The organism is Streptomyces sp. NPDC059373 (assembly GCF_042751495.1).
Classification (GTDB): domain Bacteria; phylum Actinomycetota; class Actinomycetes; order Streptomycetales; family Streptomycetaceae; genus Actinacidiphila.
Genome location: NZ_JBHYXC010000001.1, coordinates 719696 through 743849 on the forward strand (window position 1 = coordinate 719696; position 24154 = coordinate 743849).

Below are 24154 nucleotides of genomic sequence, written 5' to 3' on the forward strand. Positions count from 1 at the left end.
CCCTGATCACCCGCCGAGCAGCTCCCGCACCCGGTCCGCGCCCACGGCGAGCAGCAGCGTGGGCAGCCGGGGCCCGGTGTCCCGCCCGACCAGCAGCTTGTAGAGCAGCGCGAAGAACGACCGCTGCGCCACCTTCAGCTCGGGCGTCGGCTTGGCGTCCGGCTCCAGGCCGGCCTGGATCTTGGGCACCGCGTAGACGAGCGTCGTCAGCCCGTCCAGCGACCAGTGCTCGTCCAGGCCGTCGACCAGCAGCTTCAGCGCCTGCCGGTCGCCGTCCGACAGCGCCGCGAGCGTCTCGCGGTCCGGTTCGGTCCGCAGCTGCGTGCGGTTCTCGGGCTCGACGTGGGTGTTGACCCAGTTCACCGCGCAGTCCAGCCGCGGCCGGGCCTCGGCCAGCGAGCCGAGCGGGTGCTCGGGGTCGAAGTCGCGCAGGATGCGGAGCGTCTGCTCCTCGTCCCCGGTGGTGATGTCGACAACCGACGCGAGCGTACGGAAGGGCAGCTTGCGCGGTGTCGTCGGCAGCACACCGGACGCGGTGCCCGCGGCGCGCGAGTGGACCGCCACATCGACCGGGGCCGCGGTGCCGGCCTCGATCTTGCGCTCCAGGGCGTCCCACTCGTCGTACGTACGGGAGATCTCGTCGCCGAAGGAGATGTTGAAGGCCTGGTTCGGCCGCCGCCGGGCGTACAGCCAGCGCAGCAGCTGCGGCTCCATGATCTGCAGGGCGTCGGCCGCGACCGGCACCCCGCCCTTGGAGCTGCTCATCTTGGCCATGCCGCTGATGCCGACGAAGGCGTACATCGGACCGATGGGCGGCTCGGCGCCGAAGATCTCGCGCACGAGCTGACTGCCGACGGTGAAGCTGGAGCCAGGCGACGAGTGGTCGACACCGGACGGCTCGAAGTCCACGCCCTTGAAGGCCCAGCGCATCGGCCAGTCGACCTTCCAGACCAGCTTGCCGCGGTTGAACTCGCTGAGCCGGACGGTCTCGGAGTGCCCGCATGCCTGGCAGGTGTACGCCAGCTCGGTGGTCTCGTCGTCGTACGAGGTGACCGTCGTCAGGTCGCGGTCGCAGTTCGAGCAGTACGGCTTGTACGGGAAGTACTCGGCAGCGTCGGCGGCCGGCGCGGCGTCCTCGTCGTCCTGCTCCGGCTCGGGCTTCTTCTTCGTCCGGTAGCGGCCGAGCACCTCGTCGATACGGCGGCGCTCGCGCATGGCGTGCAGGATCTGCTCGCGGTAGGTGCCGGACAGGTACTCGTGGGTCTGGCTGATCTCGGTGACCTCGACGCCCAGGGTCTTCAGCGCGGCCCGGAAGGGCGCCTTGAAGTGGTCGGACCAGGTCTCGTACTCGCTGCCCTCGGGGGCCGGTACGGAGGTCAGCGGCTTGCCGATGTGCTCGGCGAAGGAGGGGTCGTAACCGGCCGGGACCTTCCGGTAACGGTCGAAGTCGTCCCAGGACAGGATGTGCTCGCACGGCACGCCCCGGCGCTTGATCTCGTCCGCCACGAGGTGCGGGACCATGATCTCGCGCAGGTTGCCGAGGTGGATCGGGCCGGACGGGCTGATCCCGGAGGCGACCACGATTTTCTTGCCCGGAGCCCGCCGCTCGGCTTCCTCGATGACGTCGTCCGCGAAGCGGGCGACCCAGTCGGCCTCGGTGCTCTGAGCCACTGTCTCGACTTCCTTCCAGAGGTTTAGCTGGTACCCACCAATTGTCCCAGAGAATATTGGGTGGTACCCGCGTGGGATACTGAGAATCGATCTCAGCCCCCTCTCAGGAACGGCATCCATCCCATGGCCTCGGTCCCTTCCCTTTCCGCCTCGATCCAGCAGCGCGTCGCTGACGCCCTCGGTGCCGACCCGCTGCTGCGACGTAGCGACCGGGCCGACTTCCAGGCCAACGGAGTACTGGGCCTGGCCAAGCGGAACAAGGCCAATCCGCGCGAGGTCGCCGCCCAGGTCGTGGAAGCCCTCCCCACCGGCGACGACGACGGCCTGATCGCCGCCGTCGAAGTCTCGGGCCCCGGCTTCCTCAACATCACGGTCAGCGACGCCGCGATCACCCGGACGCTGGCCGCCCGCGCCGCCGACGACCGGCTCGGCGTGCCCGTGAAGGCCGAGCCCGGCATCACCGTGGTCGACTACGCGCAGCCGAACGTGGCGAAGGAAATGCACGTCGGCCATCTGCGGTCGTCCGTGATCGGTGACGCGATCACCAGGATCCTCGAGTTCGAGGGCGAGAAGGTGATCCGGCGGCACCACATCGGCGACTGGGGCACCCAGTTCGGCATGCTCGTCCAGTATCTGATCGAGCACCCGCACGAGCTGGACCACCAAGCCGGGGAGACGGCGGCGGGCGAGGAGTCGATGTCCCGGCTCGACCGTGTCTACAAGGCGTCGCGGAAGCTGTTCGACGCGGACGAGGACTTCAAGACCCGCAGCCGCAAGCGGGTCGTCGACCTCCAGGCCGGCGATCCCGAGACGCTGGCGCTGTGGCAGCGGTTCGTCGACGAGTCGAAGATCTACTTCTACTCGGTGTACGACAAGCTGGACATCGCCATCCGTGACGAGGACATCGTCGGCGAGAGCGGCTACAACGACATGCTCGTCGAGACCTGCAAGCTGCTGGAGGAGTCCGGCGTCGCCGTGCGCTCCAACGGCGCGCTGTGCGTGTTCTTCGACGACATCAAGGGCAAGGACGGCGAGCCGGTCCCGCTGATCGTCCAGAAGGCCGACGGCGGCTACGGCTACGCCGCCACCGACCTGTCCGCGATCCGCAACCGGACCACCGACCTGCACGCCGACACCCTGCTCTACGTGGTCGACGCCCGGCAGGCCCTGCACTTCAAGATGGTCTTCGAGACCGCGCGGCGGATCGGCTGGCTCACCGACGACGTCACCGTCAAGCACCTGCCCTTCGGCACGGTGCTGGGCAAGGACGGCAAGCCGCTGAAGACCCGTGAGGGTGTCTCCACCAAGCTGGAGGACCTGCTGGACGAGGCGGTCCAGCGGGCGGCCGTCGTCATCCGGGAGAAGAACGAGGAACTGTCCGAGGAGGAGGTCGCGGCGCGCGCCGCCGAGGTCGGCATCGGCGCGATCAAGTACGCCGACCTGTCCACCTCGCTCGGCCGGGACTACGTCTTCGACCTCGACCGGATGGTCTCCCTCACCGGCGACACCAGCGTCTACCTCCAGTACGCCTACGCCCGTATCCAGTCGATCCTCCGCAAGGCGGGGGACGCGAAGCCGGCGGCGCACCCGGAGCTGCCGCTGGCGCCCGCCGAGCGCGCCCTCGGGCTGCTGCTCGACGAGTTCGGCGACACCCTCGCCGGTGTCGCGGAGACGTACGAGCCGCACAAGCTCGCCTCGTACCTCTACTCGGTGGCGTCCGCCTTCGCGACCTTCTACGAGCAGTGCCCGGTCCTGAAGGCCGAAACCCCCGAGACCGTCGAGAACCGGCTCTTCCTCGCCGACCTCACCGGCCGCACCCTGCAGCAGGGCATGACGCTGCTGGGCATCCGCACTCCCGAGCAGCTCTAGTGCGGTGACCGGAATGGTTCACCGGGTCCGTCCGGTTCCCGGTTCCGTCCTCAATCGCCGGACGGGCTGAAAGTCAGCCCGTCCGGCGATTGAGGACAAAGCGCAGCCGGCGGCTGCGCGGCCAGTCGTGCTTCGTGGTCTTGCGTGGATGAACTGGGGCATATCCGCCAATTCACTATCAAAATTCCGCCAGTGCGATCTACGTCGCATTTTCCGGCAAAGGCTTTCTCGATCTCGGGCGATTTGTTAGACATGCAAAATTGATACGCCCACGCGATTCGGGAAACCCAGCATGATAAATGGTGCCTCCAACGAACATCTCCATGCGATCGAATTCGACCTCATCGGCGACGAGGGACGACGCCGGGCCGCGGTCGTCGCCGCTCTGGGCGACGAGTGGGACCCGGTGGCCGTGATGACGGACGAGGACGCGGCCTATCGCCTCCTCTACTCCGGTCTCGACGAGGAGCAGACGGCGATCTACCGGCGACTGGAGGCAGCCGGTGTGCTGCCGCCGCGCGAGGGGGACGGCCGTGCTGCCGATTGATCCTGGCGCCGACAAGGGACGCAGGGCCTGGGTGTCATGCCCCGGTTGCGACGACGAACAGGGCTGCGTGACGTGCGAAGCCGGACGCACATGCGCTGATCACTGGCGTTACCTGCTGTCGACGCAGGGGCGCCTGGTGCACCTGCAGTGCCCCAATTGCGCGCACCTGTGGGTCTGGGATTCCCGATTCGGCGCCGAGGGCGCGCCCCGTCCCTGAGCCACCCCCGCAACCAACCCCTTCGGTCGCCGGGACGGTGATCGTCCGCGATCGTGAGCCCACGGAACTACGCTTTCCTTATCAACGCAGCATTCCGTAGCCTGTGTGGATCTCACATGCGGCGCCCCCTCTCGGCGATCCGCCGCCGATCCGAATGGCACGGACGCTCAGTCCCCTTCCCCCGCCGTGAGGCCCTCCGCTTCGGCGAGCCGGCGACCCAGCCGCTTGGCCAGCGTGGGCGAGGCGAGGACGGCGAGGACGGCGGCCAGGAGCCAGGCGCCGGCGACCACCGGGAACCAGCGGGGCGGTCCGCCGGCCGGGTAGGGGATGACGTTGCGGTAGAGGGTGTATCCGATCAGGAGCAGCGCGGCGAGGGGGATGACGATCTGCCAGGGCGGTACGTGCATGCGGCGCTGGAAGAAGACGAGCCGGATGGCGCCGACCGTGGTGAGGGCGTAGGCGACCAGCAGGATCAGCGTGCCGATGGTGCCGAACCAGATGAAGGTGTCCTCGGCCTTGGCGTGGAAGGCCTGGGTGCACAGCAGCAGTACGGCCCCCATCGCCGCGGCGGCCACGAACCCGGCGCGCGCCGGGGTACCTCCCCGGGAGGCGCGGCCGAGGCCGCGGTCGCCGAAGGCGTCGCGGGAGAGGGCGAAGAGGAGCCGGGAGCTGCCGACGGTGCAGGCGAGGGTGCAGCCGAAGGCGCTGACCGTGGCGCCGAGGGTGATGGCGTTGCCGACCCAGGCGCTGACGTAGGCGCTGCCCAGATCGCCGAGCAGGGAGGAGGAGCCGGCGAACGCGGCGACGCCCTTGGGGCCTGCGCCGAATCCCATCATCTCGATGGCGGTGACGACGGTGAAGAAGACCCCGCCGAAGACCGCGGTGCCGATGATGGCGCGGGGGATGTCCCGGTGCGGATGGCGGGTCTCCTCGCCCAGGGTGGAGGAGGCCTCGAAGCCGGCGAACGACAGGAATCCGAAGACGATGCCGAGGAAGAGGGCGGAGGTCTGGGTCCCGGCCGGCACATGGAAGACGGAGAGGGTGAACCTCTGGCCGCTCGGTGCGTGCCCGGCCAGCAGCTTGACGAGCACCGTCACCGACACGGCGAGGATCAGGGCGACCGTCGCCCCCTCGACCGCGAGCAGCACATTGGTGCCGCGCCGCGCCGGTACGGCCGTGAGCAGCCAGCACAGCACCAGCACGATCCCGGCGATCAGGAAGGGCGCCCAGTCCGGCGGCGCGGTCCACCATCCGGCGGTCTTCATGAAGGACGTGCCGAAGATCCCCACCACCGAGGACGTGGTGACCCCGTAGGCCAGATACGTCCCGACCAGCCCCCAGCCGGCGACCACGCCGGTGCGCGGGCCGAGGGTCGCGCCGACGAAGGCGTACACACTCCCCGCGTGCCGGTAGTACTGGCACAGCCGTACGAACCCGTACGCGACCAGGAGCACACCGACAGCGGAGAGCAGGAACGCCAACGGCACGGCCCGGCCGACGAGCGAACCGGCGGCCTGCGGGTTGATGTTGACCGCCATGCTGGGCGCCATCAGGGCCACGGACAGGCCGACGGCCTGCCAGACGGTGAGCGAGCGGCGTAACGGCGAGGTTGCGGGCGAGTCCGGCGGCGAGGACGGCGGCGCTGCAGGGGCGGTCACGGTGACGGTTCTCCTCTGCTCGGCGGTCTGCTGACCATGGTCCGGGGCACCGCCGGTGATTCCCAGGGACGCGCAGGGAAAACTTCCGTCTTCCCGGCGGCGGGCACGGCCAGTCGCCGTCAACGCCCGCGTCACGGGCTCCCGTTGCGACGCGCAGGCTTTCTCTGAGGGATAGAAGAAGGGTTCAGGGAATCCGGACGGATGCATTGACGCGGTTCTGGCACACCCCTATCTTTTGTTCGGCCTTCCGCATGATGTTCGCCATATCGAACGCTTTGGATGCGTGGTCCACTCCCCCGGCCGTACAGCCGCCCCGGCCGCAAGGGGCTTCAAGGTGCCTTCTCCACGGTCCCGTCGGGACGGGACCGTACGACGAAAGGAAATGGCATGCTCGACAGAGTCGTCGAACAAGCCGGCCGACTGGCCGCCGCACTGGTGGCGTTCGCCATCGGGCTGGCGGTACTGCTGCTGCCCGTGGGGACGGCCCACGCCGACACCACCAGCACCTTCACCCCGGGAGCCGCCCGGAACGACACCTCGGGCAACGCGCTGCAGATGCACGGCCTCGGCATCATCAAGGTCGGCTCGACCTGGTACGGGTACGGCGAGAACAAGAGCGGCGAGAGCTCGTCGGACACGTCCTTCCAGTCCATCAACTGCTACAGCTCCACCGACCTTTCCACCTGGACGTACGTCGGCAAGGCGCTGAGCCTGCAGAGCAGCGGCGACCTCGGCCCGAGCCGGATCGTGGAGCGGCCGAAGGTCATCCACAACTCCACCACCGGCAAGTACGTGATGTACCTGCACATCGACAACACGGCCTATTCCGAGGCCAAGGTGGGCGTGGCCACCAGCGACACCCCGTGCGGCGCCTACACGTACCTCGGCAGCTCCCGGCCGCTGGGCTTCCAGAGCCGGGACCTCGGGCTCTTCCAGGACACCGACGGCACCGGCTACCTGCTCAGCGAGGACCGGGCCGACGGCCTGCGGATCGACAGGCTCTCCGCCGACTACCTGACCGTGGACAGCGCGGTGGCGGTCTTCGCCGACTACGAGGCGCCCGCCATGGCGAAGATCAACGGCACCTATTACCTGCTCGGTTCGAAGCTCACCGGCTGGTCCCTCAACGACAACGTGTACGCCACCGCGACCTCGCTGTCCGGGACGTGGTCGGCCTTCCGCACCTTCGCGCCGGTCGGCACCAACACGTACAGCACCCAGACCGCGAACATCATCCCGGTGCAGGGCACCTCGGGCACCACGTACGTCTACGCCGGTGACCGCTGGACCACCGCCGACCTCGGCGCTTCGCCCATGGTCTGGCTGCCGCTCACCGTCTCGGGCACCACGGTCACCGTCGGCTGGCAGAACTCCTGGTCGCTCGACGTCACCACCGGTGCGTGGTCGGCCGGTTCGTCCAACCCGGCCAACGCAACGGTGCGCCTCACCAACGCCCACAGCGGGCTGGTCGCGGACGTCAGCGGTGGTTCCACCGCCAACGGCGGGAAGGTCATCCAGTACACCGACAACGGCGGCACCAACCAGCAGTGGACCCTGGCACGGGTCTCGGGGAACGTGTACACCCTGACCAATGTCAAGAGCGGCAAGTGCCTCGAGGTGCCGGGCCAGTCCACCACCCAGGGCACACAACTGACCCAGTACACCTGCAATGGCGGCACCAACCAGCAGTGGGCCCTGGACGCCACCGGGACGTACACCTCGTCCACCAACACGGCTTACACCCTGGTGAACGCCAACAGCGGCTGGGTCGCCGACGTCGCGGGCAACTCCACCAGCACGGGCGCCGTCGTCGACCAGTGGGTCGGCAACGGCGGAGCCAACCAGACCTGGTCGGTGGCCTGAGATGAGCAGCGACATGAGCAGCCACATGAGCAACGACATGAGCAGCACCGCCGAACCGTCCCGTCGCAGCCTGCTGCGCGCCCTGGCCGCCCTGCCCGTCTCGGCGCTCGTCGTGGGCGGCCTCGGTGGACTGCCGGGCCTGCTCGGCACCGCCGAGGCCGCCGCCCCGGCCGCCGGCAGCGCCGACCGCTACACCATCGTGGCGTTCACCAACGCCAGCGACTACACCGTCAACGTCTACCAGGCGGACGACGCGACCGACTTTCGGCTGCTGAAGGCCTCCGCGTACACCCCGCCCAGCGGCCGGATCCGCGACGCCAGTGTCTTCAAGCACACCGACGGTCTGTACTACCTCACGTACACCACCGACACCTGGTCGGTCTCCAGCACCACCATCGGCTTCGCCCGCAGCTCCGACCGGGTCACCTGGACGCATCTGTACGACCACACCATCCCGATCACCAACCTGTCCCGGGCCTGGGCACCGGAGTGGTTCGTGGACGGCGACGGCAGCGTGCACATCATCGTGTCCTGCTCGACCACGGCCGACGAATACCTCTTCACGCCCTACGTGTTGACCGCCACGAACTCCGCGCTCACCGCGTGGAGCGCGCCGGTGGCGATGGCGGGTATCGGCACCAACCACATCGACACCTTCGTCGTGAAGATCGGCAGCACGTACCACGCCTTCACCAAGAACGAGACGGCCAAGTACATCGAGTACGCCACCGCGTCCAGCCTCACCGGGACCTGGACCCTCCAGAAGACCGGCGACTGGGCCGGCTGGGGCAGTTACAAGGAAGGCCCCTGCCTGGTCCGGCTCGACAACGGCGGCTGGCGGATCTACTACGACGCCTACAGCGAGGGCGTGTACTACTTCAGTGACAGCTACGACACCTTCGCCACCTGGAGCACCCCCACCAAGCTGCCGGAAGTCTCCGGCACGGCCCGCCACTTCACCGTGCTCAAGGAGACCGTCCCCGGCGGGGCGAGCCTGACGACCGGCGTGACGCGCTCCTTCCAGTCGGCCAACTACACCACCCGCTACTGGACCGAGGGCACGAACGTCGTCAGCCTTCCCGTGGTGACCGGCTCCAGCACCGCCGCGGCGAAGCAGGCGGCGACCTTCACCGTCGTGGCCGGGCTCGCCGACCCGGGCGGCTACTCGTTCAAGGACTCGGCGGGCAGGTATCTGCGGCACTACGGCTTCGTGGGCCGCTTCGACACGAACGACGGCACCACGACGTTCGCCAAGGACGCCACCTTCGTGGCCCGGGTGAGTCCGACGACGGGCGCGGTCCGCCTGGAGTCGTACAACTACCCGGGGTACTACCTGCGGCACTACAACTACCAGCTGCGGGTGGATCTGGAGGACGGCACCGACCTCTTCCGATCGGACAGCTCCTTCCTGCCGGTCACCGCCTGGGCCTGACCGACCTGTGGTGCCGTCCACCCCGGGGTGGACGGCACCGCACGATTTCGGCGGCCCTGGAGGAGTGAGATCATCGAGGCGGTGTGGTGTTCGGCAGAGCATGCCGCGGACGATGGAGGAGCCCTGTGCCACTGACCTCGGAGCCGTTGCGGAAGCTGGGGTTCTTGACGATCGGCCTGTTCGACGAGGCCGATCCACGGAGGGGCCACGAGTCGACGCTGGAGATCATCGAGCTGGGTGAGCGGCTGGGCTTCGACAGCGCGTGGGTGCGGCATCGTCATCTGCAGTACGGCATCTCCTCCCCCGTCGCGGTCCTGGCGGCGGCCTCGCAGCGCACCAGCCGTATCGACCTGGGCACGGCGGTCATTCCGCTCGGCTGGGAGAACCCGCTGCGGCTGGCCGAGGACCTGGCGACGGTCGACATCCTGTCCGGTGGCCGGCTGAATCCGGGGGTCAGCATAGGACCGCCGATGAACTACGACCAGGTCAGGACCGCGCTGTACCCCGACACCGCCGACAGCGAGAACTTCGGCTACGAACGGGTGCAGCGGCTGCTGGAGCACGTGCGCGGCGAACCCGCCACCGACTTCAGCGGGATCAAGGGCTTCGAGGTGTTCTCCGACCGCGTCCAGCCCCACGCCCCCGGCCTCGGCCGCCGCTTGTGGTACGGCGGCGCGAGCCTGCAGTCGGCCCGGTGGGCCGGTGAGCACGGGATGAACTTCCTGACCAGCAGCGTCGTGAAGGCGGAGGAGTCCGAGGACTTCGCCGAGGTCCAGCTCTCGCACATCCGGACGTTCCGTACCCACCACCCGGACGGCGATCGCGCCCGCGTCTCCCAGGGACTCGTCGTCATCCCGACCGACAACGCCTCTCCGGAGCAGCGCGCGAAGTACGAGGAGTACGCCCTCAAGCGGACGCCGCGTACCGCCGCGCCTCAGGGGCCGGCGCGCATGATGTTCGCGCCGGATCTTGTCGGCTCCTCCACGGAGATCGCCGAACGGCTCTACTCACACGCCGCCTTCCGGGAGATCGACGAGGTCGCGTTCGCGCTGCCGTTCACCTTCGACCACGACGACTACGTCCAGATCCTCACCGACATCGCCACGAAGCTCGGACCGGCCCTGGGCTGGCAGCCCGCCGCCTGACCCCGGTGTGCGGCGCCTGGCGGCGGGTCGCGGTCAGCCGAGTTCGGCCAGCCGCGGTACGGCGGGTGAGCAGCGGTTCTCGATCCACGGGGCCGGGGTAGCGTCCGGCGGCATCACGATGGCGGTATCGATGCCGAGCTTGGCATAGCCGGCCAGGTCGTCGACGAAAGCGTCGATGTCGCCGTTCCCGATGGTGTCACCCATGTAGAGCATGGTCTTGCGGATGCGGGAGTAGTCGCGCCCGGCCTCGTCGCAGTGCCTGCGCAGCACGTCGAGCTTGTGCGCGACGTCGGCCTGGGAGGAGCCGAAGAGGTTGCAGGCGTCGCCGTACCGGGCGACCAGCCGGAGCGTCTTCTTTTCGCCACCGCCTCCGATCATGATCTCGGGGTGCGGGGTGCTCACGGGCGGCGGCGTGCACCTGGTCTCGGCGAGCCGGTAGTGCTTGCCTTCGAAGGGCCCGTTGTTGTCCTGGTCCCACATCTGAAGGCAGATGCGCAGCGTCTCCTCCAGCCGCTCGAAACGCTCGGCGAGCGGCGGGAACGGCACACCCAGACCCAGGTGCTCGCGCTCGTACCACGCGGCGCCGATGCCCAGGGTGGCGCGGCCGCCGGAGAGGATGTCGAGCGTGGTGGCGATCTTCGCCAGCAGACCGGGGTGGCGGTAGGTCGTCCCGGTGACGAGCACCCCGAGCCGGACCGAGGACGTGTGCGCGGCGAGGTAGCCCAGCGTTGTGTAGGCCTCCAGCATCGCGGCCTCGGCGCCGCCGTTGTGCTCCATCTGGAAGTAGTGGTCCATCACCGACACCCAGCTCACGCCCGCCGCCTCGGCGGCAGCGCCGGCCGCGGCCAGCTCCGGCCCGAGACCGGCGGACCCCTGGGGGTGGTCGAACTTGGTGATGTGTACACCGAGTCGCACGGTGATCTCCGTTCGCGTCGTCATGGACAGTCACGACAGTAGGTCTTCGAGTGCGCTCCAGGTCAAGGACGTCGGCATCAGTACGAAGTCGTGCCGCGCGGGACCGGCGCCGGGCGCGCCTGACGGAGGAAGTCGTCCAGGGTGTGCGCGTCGGGCGCGGTGGCCGGCCCCGGAGCGGTGACGGCCATCGCGGCGGCGGCGTTGGCGCGGCGGGCGGCGGCGGCCGGGGCCAGGCCCTGGGCCAGGGCGGCCATGAAGGCGCCGGTGTGGGCGTCGCCGGCGCCGTTGAGATCGACGGCGTCCACGGCGAATCCGGGGATCACGTCGAGCGTCCCGTCGTGGTGCAGCAGACAGCCGTCGGGGCCCGTACGGACCAGGGCCGAGCCGCGCTTCAGGCGGGACCGCACGGCGTGGGCGGCGGCGGACGGATCGTCGATCCCGGTGAGCAACGCGGCCTCGCGGGCGTTGCAGCTCCACCAGTCGGCGCGTGCCGTGAGCAACTCCAGTGCGGTCGAAGGGATTTCATGGACCAGGGGCCCCGGGTCCACGACCAGCGTGACGGCCGGGTCGAGCTGCGGCAGCCAGCCGGTCAGGGCGGCGCGGTTGGACTCGTACAACAGGCCGTATCCGGAGAGGTAGACCAAGTCCCCCGGGCCCGGGCGTAGTTGGGCCAGGTCCTCCGGGGTCAGCGTGGCCTCGGCACCTGGACTGGTGACGAAGGTGCGCTCGCCCTCGGCGTCCACCAGGCAGACGACGAAGCCGGTGTCGGGTTGCGCGCGGGGCGGGAGCAGGGTCTCGATGCCCTCGGTGCGCAGCGCGGCCCGCGCGCGGTCGCCGAAGGGCCCGGTGCCGTGGGCTCCCGCGTAGAGCACGGGCAGTCCTTGCCGGGCGGCCGCCGCCATGACGTTGAAGCCGCCGCCGGGGGTGCTCCCGGTCCGGGTGGCGAGCACGTCGCCGCCGCGCTCGGGCAGGACCGGGACCTCCAGGACGAGATCCATGACCACGTTGCCGAGGTGCAGGAGCCGGTCGTATCGCATCGGCTTACTTCCGCCCGCGCAGCGCGAGGAGCTGCGTGGCCGTCGCGTCGAGGTCGAGTTTGTTGACCCGGTCCAGGGTGGCCCGCGCCTCGGCGGGGAAGGCCTCCACTCCGTGGCAGGCGCCCCCGATCGCGCCCGCGATGGCGGCGATGGTGTCGCAGTCCCCGCCGACGGACGCGGCGAGCAACACTGCCCGCCACGGGTCGTCCTGACAGGCGGTCAGCACCGCGAAGGCGGCCGGTACGGACTCCTGGGTCGCGAGGCTGGTGCCCACCAGCGCGTAGACCCGCTCGCACACCTCGACCTGCGTGGGCAGCTCCCGTACGAGACCGGTGGCCCAGACGATCCGCTCGGCGACATCGGCGGCGGCGACCCAGTGGCCGCGCTCGGCCCCGAGGCGGGCCGCGCCGACCGCCGCGTCCACCGCCTCCGGAACCGACGCACCGTCAAGTCCCGAGCTGACGGCGGCGGCGACGGCCGCCGCACCGGCCAGGGCGACCCCGGTGTTGTGGGTCAGCCGGCTGGCCTCCACCACCCGGTCCACCAGGGCGACCGGGTCCGCCGACGGCACGGCGATGCCCACGGGCGCGATGCGCATCGCCGCGCCGTTCGTGGCGCCGTACCGGCCGACCTCGTCCACGGGGGTGCCCGCGAGGACCTGCTCCACCGCGCGCTTGGTGGACGGGCCGAGCAGGTCGAGCGAGCCGCGGGCCCGCATGTCGTCCTCCCAGGCGACCAGGCGCCGGGCCAGCTCCGCCGCGTCGACGGTGCCGTCACCGTCGAGCAGCAACCGGGCCAGCAGCAGGGCCTGTTCGGTGTCGTCGGTGATCGCGCCGGCGGGCATCCCGGCGGCCAGGGGGTGGTCCGGGGCGGCGGGGTGGAAGCCGGTCAGGACCGGCCCGTAGCGGGCGGTGATCTGCGGGCGGGACAGCATCTGCGTCGGCATGCCGAGGGCGTCGCCGAGGGCGAGCCCGTACAGGGCTCCGGTGGCGCGGCTGTGGAGGCTGGGGCTCACGGGACTCATGTGCGCTTTCCGGTGGTGGGGTCAGCCGAACTCGAGGGACAGCTGGAAGTGGTCGGGATCGAGCAGGCTGACGACATGTTCGACGAAGGAGCCGTCGGCCGCGCGGCTGGTGCGCCGGGTGTCGAGGAACCAGTCACCCGGCGCGCGCCGCAGCACCTCCGCCTCGCGCGCGTCGATCCGCCGCCCGGCCAGGCGTTGCTCGCCGTGGTCGGGGTGCAGCCCGGCCCGCAGCATGACCTCGGTGAGCGACAGGTCGTCGAGGCCTCGCTGTGGCAGCTCCCTGATGCTGGGGACGGCCGGCAGGAAGCTCCGCTCGTACGAGATCACGGAGCCGTCCCCGAGGAGCTCCCGGATCCGCTCGACCCGTACGAACACGCCTTTTTCCAGGGCGAGTTCTTCGGCCAGCTCCTCGTCATGGACCTCCCGGACCGCGAGGGTCCGTACGCGCGTGTCGATGCCCTGGGCGGCCAGGGCGTGCGCCCAGCCGAGCCGGTCGTCCAGCGGTCGGCCGTCGAAGAGCACGTACGAGCCCTTGCCGGTGCGGGTGGCGATCAGGCCGGCTTCGCTCAGTTCCGCGAGCGCGGCCCGTACCGTGGTGCGGCTGACACCGAAGCGCTGGGCCAGGGCGTGCTCCCCCGGCAGCTGCTCGCCGGCCGGCCGGTGTCCGCTGCGGATCTCTTTGGCGAGCACCTCGGTGATCTGCTGGTGTTTGAGCCGGACAGCGGTCATGACGGGTCCCCGGTGAGGACGTCGTCCACGGTGACGACGCGGATCAACGGCCGGTAGAGGTCCATCACATGGAGCGCCTTGGCGTGCGAGTCGTCGTCCACTCCCGCGCACGCGTCGGCGACCACGAGCACCTCGACTCCGGCGTCGGCGGCGGCGAGGGCGGTCGACAGCACGCAGCAGTCCGTGCTGACCCCGGCTAGGACCAGCCGCCCGTCGGAGCCGACCCGCTCGGCCAGTCCGGGGGTCCACTTGCCGAAGGTGGTGGCGTCCACCACATGCGGGGCGTGTGCCGCGAAGTCGTCCGTCAGCTCCCAGAGCCGGGACTGCGGCGGCTGCAGCGCGAAGGGCCACTGGTCGTAGTACGCGCGCCAGGCGCCGGCGGGCTTGTCGGGCGCGAGGAAGCGGGTGAAGGTGACCCGGTCCCCGAACGCCGGCAGCAGTCGGCGTACGCCCTCGGCGGCCTCGTCGAAGCGCGGGGTGGCCCAGGGGCTGTCGGGCTCGGCGAACACCCGCTGCATGTCGATGACGGCGAGCCGGCCGCGGATGGCCTCGGCACTCATGCGCTCAGCACCTCCTCGCTCGCCGCCGGGCTCGGGTCCTCCCGCTCCTGGGCCCGCACGCGGCCGCCGGCGAGGGCCAGCGTGCCGAGGAAGCCGAGGGCGAGCGCGGCCAGGACGCCCAGGTTGGCGTAGGCCCAGGAGCCCGACTTGCCGCCGAGCCCCAGCGGGCCGAGCAGATAGCCCTGCCAGTCCAGCCAGCTCGCGGCGGTGTTGGTGACCAGGCCCCAGCCGAGCGCGGTGGAGACGAGGGTGAGCAGCAGCGGCTGCAGCGGTACGTCGCCGTAGCGGCCGCCGCTGCGGAACAGATCGTTCTCGTCGTAGTCGCGGCGCCGCATCAGCAGGTCCGCCAGCATGACACCGCACCAGGCGGCGACGGGGACGCCCAGCGTGGTCAGGAAGCCGATGAACTGGCCGAGGAAGTTGTCGGTGAAGAAGACGATGTAGACCGAGCCCGCGATCATCAGGACACCGTCGACGAGCGCCGCCAGGTAGCGCGGGATCCGCAGGCCCGCCGCGAGCAGGGCGAGGCCGGAGGAGTAGATGTCGAGGACCGCGCCGCCGACCAGGCCGAGTACGGCGACGGCGGCGAAGGGGATCAGGAACCAGGTGGGGAGGATCGTGGTCAGCGCGCCGATCGGGTCGGCGGCGACGGCCTTGCTGAGGTCGCCGGAGGAGCCCGCGAGGAGCAGGCCGAAGACCAGCAGGAGCAGCGGCGCCACCGAGGCGCCGAAGGTCGTCCAGCCGATCACGCCCCGGCTGGAGGAGCCGCGCGGCAGGTAGCGGGAGTAGTCCGCGGCGGCGTTGACCCAGCCGAGGCCGAAGCCGGTCATCATGAAGACCAGGGCGCCGATGAACTCCTGTGCGGAGCCCGCCGGTACGGCGCTGACGGTGTGCCAGTGGATGTGATCGGCCACCAGCGCTATGTAGACGACCGTGAGCACGCCGGTGACGACGGTGATCACCGTCTGCAGCCGCATGATCAGGTCGAAGCCCATCACACCGCCGACCACGGTCAGCGCGCCCACCACGATCAGAGCGATCACCTTGGTCTCGGTGCCGCCGCCCCAGCCGAGCCGCCCGAAGACGGTCGCGGTGGCCATCGTGGCGAGCGCGGTGAGCACGGTCTCCCAGCCGACGGTCAGCATCCACGAGATCACCGAGGGCAGCCGGTTCCCGCGCACGCCGTACGCGGCACGGCTGAGCACCATCGTCGGGGCCGACCCGCGCTTGCCCGCCACGGCGATGAAGCCGCAGAGCAGGAAGGAGAACACGATGCCGATCACTCCGGCGGCCAGCGCCTGCCAGAAGGAGATCCCGAAGCCGAGCGCGAAGGCCCCGTAACTGAGGCCCAGGATCGAGACGTTGGCCCCGAACCAGGGCCAGAACAGCGTGCGCGGAGTGCCCTTGCGCTCCGCGTCGCCGATCACATCGAGGCCGTGCACCTCCACTTGGAGCTGTCGGCCCGAGGAGCCGCGGCCGGTTCCGCCGCCGAGAGAATCCGTCATCGTCGACCTACCTGTCTAGACGTGTTCAGTGGAGGCTAGGCCGGTGACCCCGGTGCGTCAAGAGTGCAGGGCCGGCCGGTGTCACCGCCGGACCGGCCTGAGAATTCGACTCGGCGTTGTTAGGCTCAACCGGTCCGGCTCGAACCGCCGTCGAAGGAGTTGGGTGATGACCAACGCGCTGGTGGTCGGCGACCTGCAGTCCGGAATCACCCGTAACTATCCGTTCGCGCGGAACCTCGTTCCGGTGGTCTCCGAGATCCTTCCGACCGCACGGGCGGCCGGGGTGCTCATCGTCTTCGTCCGCACCGCACTGCGTGTCAACGGCCTCGACGTCGCGCCGACCAACCCCCTGATCACCGCCTGCCACGCGGCCGGAGACATCTTCCACCAGGGCTCACCCGGTGCGGAGGTGGATCCGGCGCTCGGGATCGCCGACGGCGATGCGGTCGTGACCAAGCGGCGCGGAAGTGCCTTCACCGGGACCGAGCTGGACATGGTTCTCCGCGGCCGGGGCGTGGGCTCGCCGGCGGTCGCGGGAGTGGCCACGAGCGCGATGGTGGCCGCGACCGTCTATGACGCCCTCGACCGGGACTAGGGCCTGTCTTGTGGATCTCCGTGGGAGAAGGAGCGGGGTCTGGCGCCTGTGATCGCAAGGCGGAGGAAGGAAGCGACGCGGAGCGTCGTTGACTGACGACAACGCCGCGAGCGCTGGTGCCAGGGCACGCGACGCCGCGGAGATCCACAAGACAGGCCCTACCGGCTGACGGTCCTCGCCGATGCCTGCGCGGACCCGGATCCGCGCGTGCACGACTTCTTCGTCGAGACCGTCTTCCCTGACCGGTCCGCCGATGTGACCACGGCCCGCAGCTGGGCGGCAGGGCTGCGCGATCCGAGCGAACCGGCACCGCACGACGGGTGAGCCCGGACGGTCAGCCGGCCGGGAGCAGGTGGCGCAGGGCCCGGGCGGAGGGGGTGCCCGGGTCCGCGGTGATGAAGACGACCTGCTGGTCGTCGTCGGGGACGGTGAGTACGTCGCAGTTGAGGCGCAGGCGGCCCACTTCCGGGTGGGTCAGGGTCTTGATGCGGTGACCGGGGGCGTGCACCGGGTCGGTTTCCCAGATCTGGCCGAACTCCTCGCTTCCGGCGCGCAGTTCGGCCAGCAGGCGGCCGAGTGCCTCGTCGTGGGGGTAGCGGGCGGCGGCGCGGCGCAGCCGGGCGACCACGATGTGGGTGAACTCCTCGGCGCTCGAGCTCTCGTACGGGCGGCCGACGCCCAGGAACCGCCGACGGGCGAGGTTCGGCTCCGCGCCGAGGTCGCCGCCCAGCAGGGCACCGGCGAGCGGGTTCCAGGCGATGACGTCGTACGTGGCGTCGGTGACGATGGCCCCCGTCTCGGGCATGCGGCGCAGCAGGTCCACCACATGCGGGCGGACCCGGCGCACCGGGCCGGCGAGCGGTGTCGGGTTGGTGCCGGCCAGCCGGAAGAGGTGGGTGCGCTCGGCCGGGGTGAGCCGGAGCGCGCCGGTGAGGGCGTCCAGGATCCGCGGTGACGGGCGCGGGCCCCGGGCCTGTTCGAGGCGGGCGTAGTAGTCGACGGACATGTGGGCCAGCACGGCGACCTCTTCCCGGCGCAGGCCGGGGGTTCGGCGGCGCCGGTCGGCGGGCAGGCCGACGTCGGCGGGGCGCAGGTTCTCCCTGCGGTCGCGAAGGAAACGGGCCAGCTCCGGCCTCGCCATGCCGCCTCCTTCCGGCTGACAGGGATCGGTTGTCCCTGGATCGGCCGATGTCCCTACGGAATCGTGGACACCATGAACGATTCCACAGCACTGGTCACCGGCGCGAACAAGGGCATCGGCAAAGAGATCGCACGGCAGCTCGCCGTCGCAGGGCTCACCGTCCACGTCGGCTCGCGCGACGCCGGGCGCGGGGAGCAGGCCGTCAAGGAGATCGGCGGCGACGCCCGGCTGCTGGTCCTCGACGTCACGGACGGCGCGAGTATCGCCGACGCCGCCCGGCGGATCGGAAGCCTGGACATCCTGGTCAACAACGCGGGCATCATGGTCGACGGCAGTTCGCCGCCCGAGGCCGACGTCGACAGCTTCCGCCGTACGTACGAGACGAACGTCTTCGGGGTCCTCGCCGTCACCAACGCGTTCCTGCCGGCGCTGCGCCGGTCCGCGGGGCCCCGCATCGTGAACGTCTCCAGCGGGACCGGGTCGCTGACCTGGAGCGCGGACCCGGAGCACCAGTTCGCCGTCTCGGCCGGCTCCGGCGCCGCGTACCGCTCGTCGAAGTCGGCCCTCAACGCGGTGACGCTCTTCTACGCCCAGGCCCTCGCCGCCGAGGGTTTCAAGGTCAATGCCCTGGCCCCCGGCCTCCGGGCGACCGACCTCAACGCACGCGCCGCCGGCAGCGACGGAGACCCGGCCGAGGGGGCTGCGGGCGCCGTCAGGCTGGCCCTCCTGCCGGACGACGGCCCCACCGGCCAGTTCTTCAGCTGGGACGGAACCACTGTGCCCTGGTAGGCCCGCCGGGGGCTCCGGCCCCGCCCCGACAGGGACGGGGCCGGAGCCCGGAGTGCGTGGGGACGGGGAGGGGTCAGAAGGTCAGCTTCCAGGTGTCGATGTAGCCGGTGTCGACGCTGTAGACGTCCTGGACGCGGAGCTTCCAGGTGCCGTCGGCGGTCTCGCTGGAGGCGTCGACCGTGTAGGTGGTGTCGACGTTGTCCGCCGAGTCGCTGCCGGAGCCCTTCAGGCGGTAGGTCGAGCCGTCGGGCGCCACCAGGTCGATGACCAGGTCACCGCGGTAGGTGTGCACGATCTTCACGTAGACCTGCAGGGTGCTCGGGGCGTTGCCGTCGCGGCCTGCGACGGTGATCGGGGATTCGACGGCCGGGCCCGCGTCGGGGATGTCGATATTGGTGGGGTTCTCCCAGACGGAGGCGCCGGAGGCGGCGATGTTCCAGTCGAAGGACACCGAGGCGGCGCTGCCGGTGGAGTCGGTCACCGTGACGCCGACGGTGGAGGTGCCGGCCGTGGTCGGGGTGCCGGAGATCAGCCCGGTGGCCGGGTCGATGGCCAGGCCGTCGGGCAGGCCGGTGGCGGCGTAGTCGAGCGTGGCGCCGGTGTTGGTGGTGGTGGCCTGGAGCTGCAGGGCGGCGGCCAGTCCGGTCACGCCCGTCTGGCCGCCCGGGTTGGTGACCGAGGTGCCGTGCACGACACGGCTGCCGACGTTGATCGCGGCCCAGGTGTTGGCGACCGTCTCGTACGTCGCGCTGTCGGCGCCGAACAGGTCGGCGGCGGCCTGCAGGGTGGCGGTGCGGGCGCCGGCGTAGTTGGTCGTCGACGTCATGTAGGTGGTCAGTGCCCGGTACCAGATCTGCTCGGCGTTGGTGATGCCGATGCCGGGCACCGGCAGGCCGTCGTAGGTGGGACTGTCGTAGGCGACCCCGTTGACGGTCTTGGCGCCGCTGCCCTCGGAGAGCAGATAGAAGAAGTGGTTCGCGGGGCCCGAGGAGTAGTGGACGTCGACGCTGCCGAGGCTGGAGGACCAGTAGTCCTTGGAGGCGCCGTCCTTGGAGGGCTTGTCCATGTAGCGCAGCGGGGTGCCGTTGCCGCGGATGTCGATCAGCTCGCCGACCAGGTAATCAGGCACGTCCTGCGGGTTGTTGGCGTAGAACTCCACGGCGGCGGCGAAGATGTCGCTGGTGGCCTCGTTGAGGCCGCCGGACTCGCCGCTGTAGTTGAGGGCCGCCGTCGCGGCGGTCACGCCGTGGCTCATCTCGTGGGCGGCGACGTCGAGCGAGGTCAGCGGCTTGGCATTGCCGGAGCCGTCGCCGTAGGTCATGCAGAAGCAGGAGTCCTGCCAGAAGGCGTTGACGTAGTTGGCGCCGTAGTGGACGCGGGAGTAGGCGCCGACGCCGTCGTTGCGTATGCCGTTGCGGCCGAAGGTGTCCTGGTAGAAGTCCCAGGTTTCCTGGGCGCCGTAGGCGGCGTCCACGCCGGCGGTCTGGCGGTCGCTCTGTAGGCCGTTGCCCCAGACGTCGTCCGCGTCGGTGTACAGGGTGCCGGTGCCGGACGAGCCCTGGTTGAGGTCGTACGTCTTGTGGCCGCCGCGCGCGGTGTCGGTCAGCTCGTACGTGCTGCCGGACAGCGTGCTGCCGATGGTGACGGTGCCGCCGTACTGGCCGGTGCCGGTGCCGGTCTCCACGGCCTCGTACGCGGAGAGCTGCTTGCCGGTCCGGGCGTCGGTGACGACGTGCAGCTCGCTGGGGGTGCCGTCGTCCTGCTTCCCGGTGGCCACGGACTCCCAGGCGAGGGCGGGCGTGCCGGCGGCCGCCCAGACCACCAGGCGCGGCGTGCTCTTCGCCTTCACGTTCTCCGCGCCCTCGGCGAGAGCGGCCCGGAGCGCATCCTTCTGCGCCGTGGCCTTCGGCGTCCCGGCCTTCGTCGTCGGTACGGATATCCGGGCGTTGGTGGCCCTGGTGACGGTTTCCCCGCCGCCGGCGCGCTCGTGGACGACCAGGTCGCCGCCGAGCACCGGGAGCCCGGCCAAGGTGCGGGCGTAGCGGGTGTGCACGGTGCCGTCGGCGTCCTTGACGACGTCCTTCACGATGAGCTTCTCTCCGCTGCCCAGTTTCAGGGATCTCGCGGTGGTGGCGGTGGAGTCGGCGGACCGCTGCAGCAGCGACGCGCGCTGGGTGGGGGTCAGTTCGACCTGGGCGGCACCCGGCTCCGGGGTGGCGATGATCTTCTTCTGGGCGCCGGTCGAGGGCTGGGCGCCGGCGGTGCCCGTCTGCGCGCCGAAGGCGAGCAGCGCGGTCACGGCGATCAGCGCGCCGGCGGCGGTCGTGGTGCGGCGGGTCACGGACTTCGTCGTACGAGAGCGGTCTCGGGACGATAAATGTTGCACTGCTGCTCCTTCTTCCGCGGCCGTGGGACGTCGGCCGTAGACAACCGGACGGTCGGTCGGTCCGCCCGGGCGGTGCAGTGAGCTGGGCCTCAGGCCCGATGGACACCACAGGTCTAGACCCCCGCGGTCGTGGCTGAGGAGAGCATGCCACCTTTTGGCAACGTTGTCAGGGGCGCGTCAATGCAATCCCTTTACCTGGATACGTTCGCACCGAGGGCGGCAGGGGTGTCTCGCGCCGCCAACCCGGAGGCAGAAGGGCCCTTTTCGGGATCAGCGCCCCCGCCTCCCGTTCGCAGCGGCGCCGAGAGATTTTGCATGGCCGCAATGTGGGCGCGCCTGTCCCGGACGACTGAGGACCGGCGCGCCAGGCCCGGTTTTTGGTATTTTTGTTGATATCGCCTTAAATCTCGATAGTCAGCAGGCGAACTATGAGGTCACGGGCGCCAACCCGATCGAGGACGGCGGGTGCCAGACGGGGGCTGACCCTCCGGACAGTCATCGCCAGCAGCGTGGTCGCGCTGCTGCTCGGTGTTACCTTCGCCGCGCTCCTGCGGGCCGTGGACGACGTGCGCTCGTCGACCGACGCGCGTAAGCACATCCGGTCGTCACTGGTCCAGGCGGGAGCGCTGGAGAAGACCATCCTCGACATCGAGACGGGCGAGCGTGGCTTCGTCATCACGCGGCGGGAGCAGTTTCTGCAGCCGTGGAGGGCCGGGCGGGCCGCCTTCGCCGGACAGGCCCGGGAATTCGTGCGGCTGTCCGACGCTCCTGGGCAGCAGAGCATCGCGGTGACGATCTCCCGGGACGGGCAGTCCTACATCAACGACTATTCCGTTCCGCTGGTCGAATCGGTGCGCCGGGGAGATCCGTCCGCGTCGAGCATCGCCACGACGCAGGAAGGGCGGCAGCGCGTCGACACGCTGAGAAGGCTGTTCGACCGGTACAACCAGGTGTCCCGAGTCACCCTCTCGGCACGTGAGGACGCCGCCGCCGCCAATGTCCGACGGGCCACCGTCGGGGCAGTGGCGGGCCTCGCGGGGTCGATACTCCTCGTCGGGGCCTTCGCGTGGTACCAGTCACGCGCCATCGTCCGGCCCGTCCGCAGGGCAGCCGCCGTCGCCGGCCGGCTGGCCGACGGCGACCTCACCACACGCATGCCGGAAACCGGCGTGGGGGAGATCGGCGACCTGGAAGTCGCGTTCAACACCATGGGGAGGTCGCTGGGGAGGAGCCTCGAACGGGCGGAGATGGCGCGCGCACGCCTCGAGCTGTTGTACGGCGCCAGCGTGGCCGTCGGGACCACGCTCGACGTCGAGCGGACCGTGCAGGAACTGGCACGGGTGGCGGTCGCCGGGGTGGCCGACTATGTCACCGTCGATCTGGCGGGTTCGGTCCTGCAGGGCGAGGAGCCAACGCCGGACGACCTCACGGGGCTGCTCCGGGTGGCCGTGAGCGGCATCCGCGAGGACGCCCCGCTCTTCCCGCCCGGCGAGGTGATCACGCAGGCCCCGGAAACCCCCCAGGCCCGCAGCCTCGCCGGCGGGCAGGCCGTGAGCGAACCCGACCTGCACACCGCGACCGACTGGCGCGCCCAGGACCCGGACCGGGCCACGAAACTGCTCGAATTCGGCATGCACTCGCTGATGTCGGTACCGCTGCGGGCCCGGGGCGTGCTGATGGGAGTGGTCACCTTCTGGCGCTCTGAGCGGTCCGAACCGTTCGAGGCCGACGAGCTGTCCTACGCGGAGGAAGTGGTCGCCAAGGGCGCCGTGGCCATCGACAACGCACGCCGCTACACCCGCGAACGTGCCACCGCCCTGGCCCTGCAACGCAGCCTCCTGCCGCAGCGGCTGCCCGGACAGGCGGCCCTGGAAGTCGCCTCCCGCTATCTGCCGGCCGGCTCGCGGGCCGGTGTCGGGGGCGACTGGTTCGACGTGATCCCCCTGTCCGGCACCCGGGTCGCCCTGGTCGTGGGTGATGTCGTCGGCCACGGGATCCACGCCGCCGCCACCATGGGGCGGCTGCGTACCGCCGTACGCACCCTGGCCGACGTCGACCTCCCGCCCGACGAGCTGCTCACCCACCTCGACGACCTGGTCATCCACCTCACCAGCGAGGAACAGGCCGGGATCGCCGAAGGCGACAAGGCGGCCGCCGGCGAACTCGGCGCGACCTGCCTGTACGCGATCTACGACCCCATCTCACGGCACTGCGTCCTGGCCTCGGCCGGGCATCCGATGCCCTTCGTCGTCGCGCCCGACGGCTCCGTCGAGTTGGTCACCGGGTCCACGGGGCCCCCGCTCGGGGTCGGCGGTCTGCCCTTCGAGTCCATCGAGCTGGAACTGACCGCCGGCAGCGTGCTCGCCCTCTACACGGACGGTTTGATCGAGTCCCGCGACCATGACATCGACCATGGGCTCGAGCAGTTGCGCCAAGCCCTGTCCCAGCCCGCGCAGTCGCTGGAGATCACCTGCGACACCGTGATCAACACGCTGCTGCCCGACCCGGAACGGCCGGCCGACGACGTCGCCCTGCTCCTCGCCGGCATCCGCGCCATGTCGCCGGAACAGGTCGCCACCTGGGACATCCCCGCCGACAACGCGCGGGTGATGGGCGCCAGGGAACTGGCCGTCCGCCAGCTCGAAGTGTGGGGGCTCCAGGAGGCGCAGTTCGTCACGGAGTTGGTGGTCAGCGAGCTGGTCACCAATGCCATCCGCTACGGCGCCGCCCCCATCCAACTGCGCCTGATCCGCGACCGCACCCTGATCTGCGAGGTCTCCGACGCCAGCAGCACCGCACCCCATATGCGGCGCGCGCGGGTCTTCGACGAGGGTGGCCGGGGCCTGCTGCTGGTCGCCCAGCTCACCCAGGGCTGGGGCACCCGGCAGACCACGACGGGCAAGGTCATCTGGTGCGAGCAGGTGCTCGGGGACGAGTAACTCCCCCTACCACCCCACCCGTTGTTCAGCTACCTGAATCGCGCCACGGCCAAGGATGCCGTGCCCCGCTCAACGGTCCCGCGATTGAGGCGATTCTTGCAGCATCTCTTGACGCCTCCAATGGCCCGACCT

General features: G+C 70.3%; 19 protein-coding genes. 9 read left to right on the forward strand and 10 right to left on the reverse strand.

Annotation, left to right across the window (positions count from 1 at the left end; genetic code table 11):
- Positions 1–6: 6 nt before the first annotated feature.
- Positions 7–1671: a lysine--tRNA ligase gene (gene lysS, locus ACFXJ5_RS03420; protein WP_384626127.1), complete on the reverse strand. Its 1665-nt coding sequence runs from the start codon at positions 1669–1671 to the stop codon at positions 7–9.
- Positions 1672–1794: 123 nt separating this feature from the next.
- Here lysS and argS point away from each other — a divergent pair, with 123 nt between their 5' ends.
- From argS to ACFXJ5_RS03435, 3 genes are all read left to right on the forward strand, one after another.
- Complete coding sequence (argS, locus tag ACFXJ5_RS03425) at positions 1795–3540, forward strand: arginine--tRNA ligase (protein WP_384626130.1); 1746 nt, start codon at positions 1795–1797, stop codon at positions 3538–3540.
- 292 nt (positions 3541–3832) lie between these two features.
- Positions 3833–4087, forward strand: a complete 255-nt coding sequence (locus ACFXJ5_RS03430; RefSeq protein WP_384626132.1) for a DUF6400 family protein — start codon at positions 3833–3835, stop codon at positions 4085–4087.
- The gene (locus tag ACFXJ5_RS03435) at positions 4074–4304 is read left to right on the forward strand and encodes a hypothetical protein (protein WP_384626133.1); all 231 of its coding nucleotides are present in this window, start codon (positions 4074–4076) and stop codon (positions 4302–4304) included. Before ACFXJ5_RS03430 ends, ACFXJ5_RS03435 begins: the two co-directional genes overlap by 14 nt.
- A gap of 167 nt (positions 4305–4471) precedes the next feature.
- On the opposite strand, the gene ACFXJ5_RS03440 is transcribed toward ACFXJ5_RS03435, so the two are convergent.
- Complete coding sequence (locus tag ACFXJ5_RS03440; RefSeq protein WP_384626135.1) at positions 4472–5962, reverse strand: APC family permease; 1491 nt, start codon at positions 5960–5962, stop codon at positions 4472–4474.
- Positions 5963–6349: 387 nt separating this feature from the next.
- Between ACFXJ5_RS03440 and ACFXJ5_RS03445 the strand changes: the two genes are divergently transcribed.
- From ACFXJ5_RS03445 to ACFXJ5_RS03455, 3 genes are all read left to right on the forward strand, one after another.
- Positions 6350–7825: an RICIN domain-containing protein gene (locus ACFXJ5_RS03445; RefSeq protein ID WP_384626137.1), complete on the forward strand. Its 1476-nt coding sequence runs from the start codon at positions 6350–6352 to the stop codon at positions 7823–7825.
- 13 nt (positions 7826–7838) lie between these two features.
- Complete coding sequence (locus tag ACFXJ5_RS03450) at positions 7839–9257, forward strand: glycoside hydrolase family 43 protein (RefSeq protein WP_384626140.1); 1419 nt, start codon at positions 7839–7841, stop codon at positions 9255–9257.
- A gap of 125 nt (positions 9258–9382) precedes the next feature.
- On the forward strand, positions 9383–10402 hold the full coding sequence (locus ACFXJ5_RS03455; RefSeq protein ID WP_384626142.1) for an LLM class flavin-dependent oxidoreductase: 1020 nt from the start codon (positions 9383–9385) through the stop codon (positions 10400–10402).
- A gap of 33 nt (positions 10403–10435) precedes the next feature.
- Here the strand turns inward: ACFXJ5_RS03455 and ACFXJ5_RS03460 are convergent, their stop codons facing one another.
- From ACFXJ5_RS03460 to ACFXJ5_RS03485, 6 genes are all read right to left on the reverse strand, one after another.
- Positions 10436–11317 (reverse strand): LLM class F420-dependent oxidoreductase, encoded by an 882-nt coding sequence (locus ACFXJ5_RS03460; protein WP_384626145.1) that lies wholly within the window; start codon positions 11315–11317, stop codon positions 10436–10438.
- A gap of 77 nt (positions 11318–11394) precedes the next feature.
- Positions 11395–12354 carry a PfkB family carbohydrate kinase gene (locus tag ACFXJ5_RS03465; protein ID WP_384626148.1) on the reverse strand — a complete coding sequence of 320 codons (960 nt, stop codon included), beginning with the start codon at positions 12352–12354 and terminating at the stop codon, positions 11395–11397.
- A gap of 4 nt (positions 12355–12358) precedes the next feature.
- Positions 12359–13378, reverse strand: a complete 1020-nt coding sequence (locus ACFXJ5_RS03470) for an ADP-ribosylglycohydrolase family protein (RefSeq protein WP_384626151.1) — start codon at positions 13376–13378, stop codon at positions 12359–12361.
- Positions 13379–13399: 21 nt separating this feature from the next.
- Positions 13400–14107 (reverse strand): GntR family transcriptional regulator, encoded by a 708-nt coding sequence (locus ACFXJ5_RS03475; RefSeq protein ID WP_384626154.1) that lies wholly within the window; start codon positions 14105–14107, stop codon positions 13400–13402.
- Positions 14104–14667, reverse strand: a complete 564-nt coding sequence (locus tag ACFXJ5_RS03480; RefSeq protein ID WP_384626156.1) for a cysteine hydrolase family protein — start codon at positions 14665–14667, stop codon at positions 14104–14106. The genes ACFXJ5_RS03475 and ACFXJ5_RS03480 overlap by 4 nt, the downstream gene beginning before the upstream one ends.
- Complete coding sequence (locus ACFXJ5_RS03485) at positions 14664–16172, reverse strand: purine-cytosine permease family protein (protein WP_384626159.1); 1509 nt, start codon at positions 16170–16172, stop codon at positions 14664–14666. Before ACFXJ5_RS03485 ends, ACFXJ5_RS03480 begins: the two co-directional genes overlap by 4 nt.
- 166 nt (positions 16173–16338) lie before the next feature.
- Between ACFXJ5_RS03485 and ACFXJ5_RS03490 the strand changes: the two genes are divergently transcribed.
- Positions 16339–16767 carry a cysteine hydrolase family protein gene (locus ACFXJ5_RS03490; RefSeq protein WP_384626162.1) on the forward strand — a complete coding sequence of 143 codons (429 nt, stop codon included), beginning with the start codon at positions 16339–16341 and terminating at the stop codon, positions 16765–16767.
- 334 nt (positions 16768–17101) lie between these two features.
- Here the strand turns inward: ACFXJ5_RS03490 and ACFXJ5_RS03495 are convergent, their stop codons facing one another.
- Positions 17102–17908 (reverse strand): helix-turn-helix transcriptional regulator, encoded by an 807-nt coding sequence (locus tag ACFXJ5_RS03495; protein ID WP_384626165.1) that lies wholly within the window; start codon positions 17906–17908, stop codon positions 17102–17104.
- A 72-nt stretch (positions 17909–17980) separates the two neighbouring features.
- On the opposite strand from ACFXJ5_RS03495, the gene ACFXJ5_RS03500 reads away from it, so the two are divergent.
- Positions 17981–18697 (forward strand): SDR family oxidoreductase, encoded by a 717-nt coding sequence (locus ACFXJ5_RS03500; RefSeq protein WP_384626167.1) that lies wholly within the window; start codon positions 17981–17983, stop codon positions 18695–18697.
- 73 nt (positions 18698–18770) lie between these two features.
- Here ACFXJ5_RS03500 and ACFXJ5_RS03505 read toward each other — a convergent pair whose 3' ends face one another.
- Entirely contained in the window at positions 18771–21038 is a 2268-nt protein-coding gene (locus ACFXJ5_RS03505; RefSeq protein WP_384626170.1) for a M4 family metallopeptidase, read from the reverse strand.
- A 554-nt stretch (positions 21039–21592) separates the two neighbouring features.
- Here ACFXJ5_RS03505 and ACFXJ5_RS03510 point away from each other — a divergent pair.
- Positions 21593–24022, forward strand: a complete 2430-nt coding sequence (locus ACFXJ5_RS03510) for a SpoIIE family protein phosphatase (protein WP_384626173.1) — start codon at positions 21593–21595, stop codon at positions 24020–24022.
- Positions 24023–24154: the final 132 nt, after the last annotated feature.

Coding starts and splice junctions, on each gene's coding strand:
- ACFXJ5_RS03475 (WP_384626154.1), bottom strand. CDS start 14,107: ATGACCGCTGTCCGGCTCAAACACCAGCAGATCACCGAGGTGCTCGCC.
- ACFXJ5_RS03430 (WP_384626132.1), top strand. CDS start 3,833: ATGATAAATGGTGCCTCCAACGAACATCTCCATGCGATCGAATTCGAC.
- ACFXJ5_RS03445 (WP_384626137.1), top strand. CDS start 6,350: ATGCTCGACAGAGTCGTCGAACAAGCCGGCCGACTGGCCGCCGCACTG.
- argS (WP_384626130.1), top strand. CDS start 1,795: ATGGCCTCGGTCCCTTCCCTTTCCGCCTCGATCCAGCAGCGCGTCGCT.
- ACFXJ5_RS03500 (WP_384626167.1), top strand. CDS start 17,981: ATGAACGATTCCACAGCACTGGTCACCGGCGCGAACAAGGGCATCGGC.
- ACFXJ5_RS03490 (WP_384626162.1), top strand. CDS start 16,339: ATGACCAACGCGCTGGTGGTCGGCGACCTGCAGTCCGGAATCACCCGT.
- ACFXJ5_RS03450 (WP_384626140.1), top strand. CDS start 7,839: ATGAGCAGCCACATGAGCAACGACATGAGCAGCACCGCCGAACCGTCC.
- ACFXJ5_RS03470 (WP_384626151.1), bottom strand. CDS start 13,378: ATGAGTCCCGTGAGCCCCAGCCTCCACAGCCGCGCCACCGGAGCCCTG.
- ACFXJ5_RS03485 (WP_384626159.1), bottom strand. CDS start 16,172: ATGACGGATTCTCTCGGCGGCGGAACCGGCCGCGGCTCCTCGGGCCGA.
- ACFXJ5_RS03495 (WP_384626165.1), bottom strand. CDS start 17,908: ATGGCGAGGCCGGAGCTGGCCCGTTTCCTTCGCGACCGCAGGGAGAAC.
- ACFXJ5_RS03465 (WP_384626148.1), bottom strand. CDS start 12,354: ATGCGATACGACCGGCTCCTGCACCTCGGCAACGTGGTCATGGATCTC.
- ACFXJ5_RS03480 (WP_384626156.1), bottom strand. CDS start 14,667: ATGAGTGCCGAGGCCATCCGCGGCCGGCTCGCCGTCATCGACATGCAG.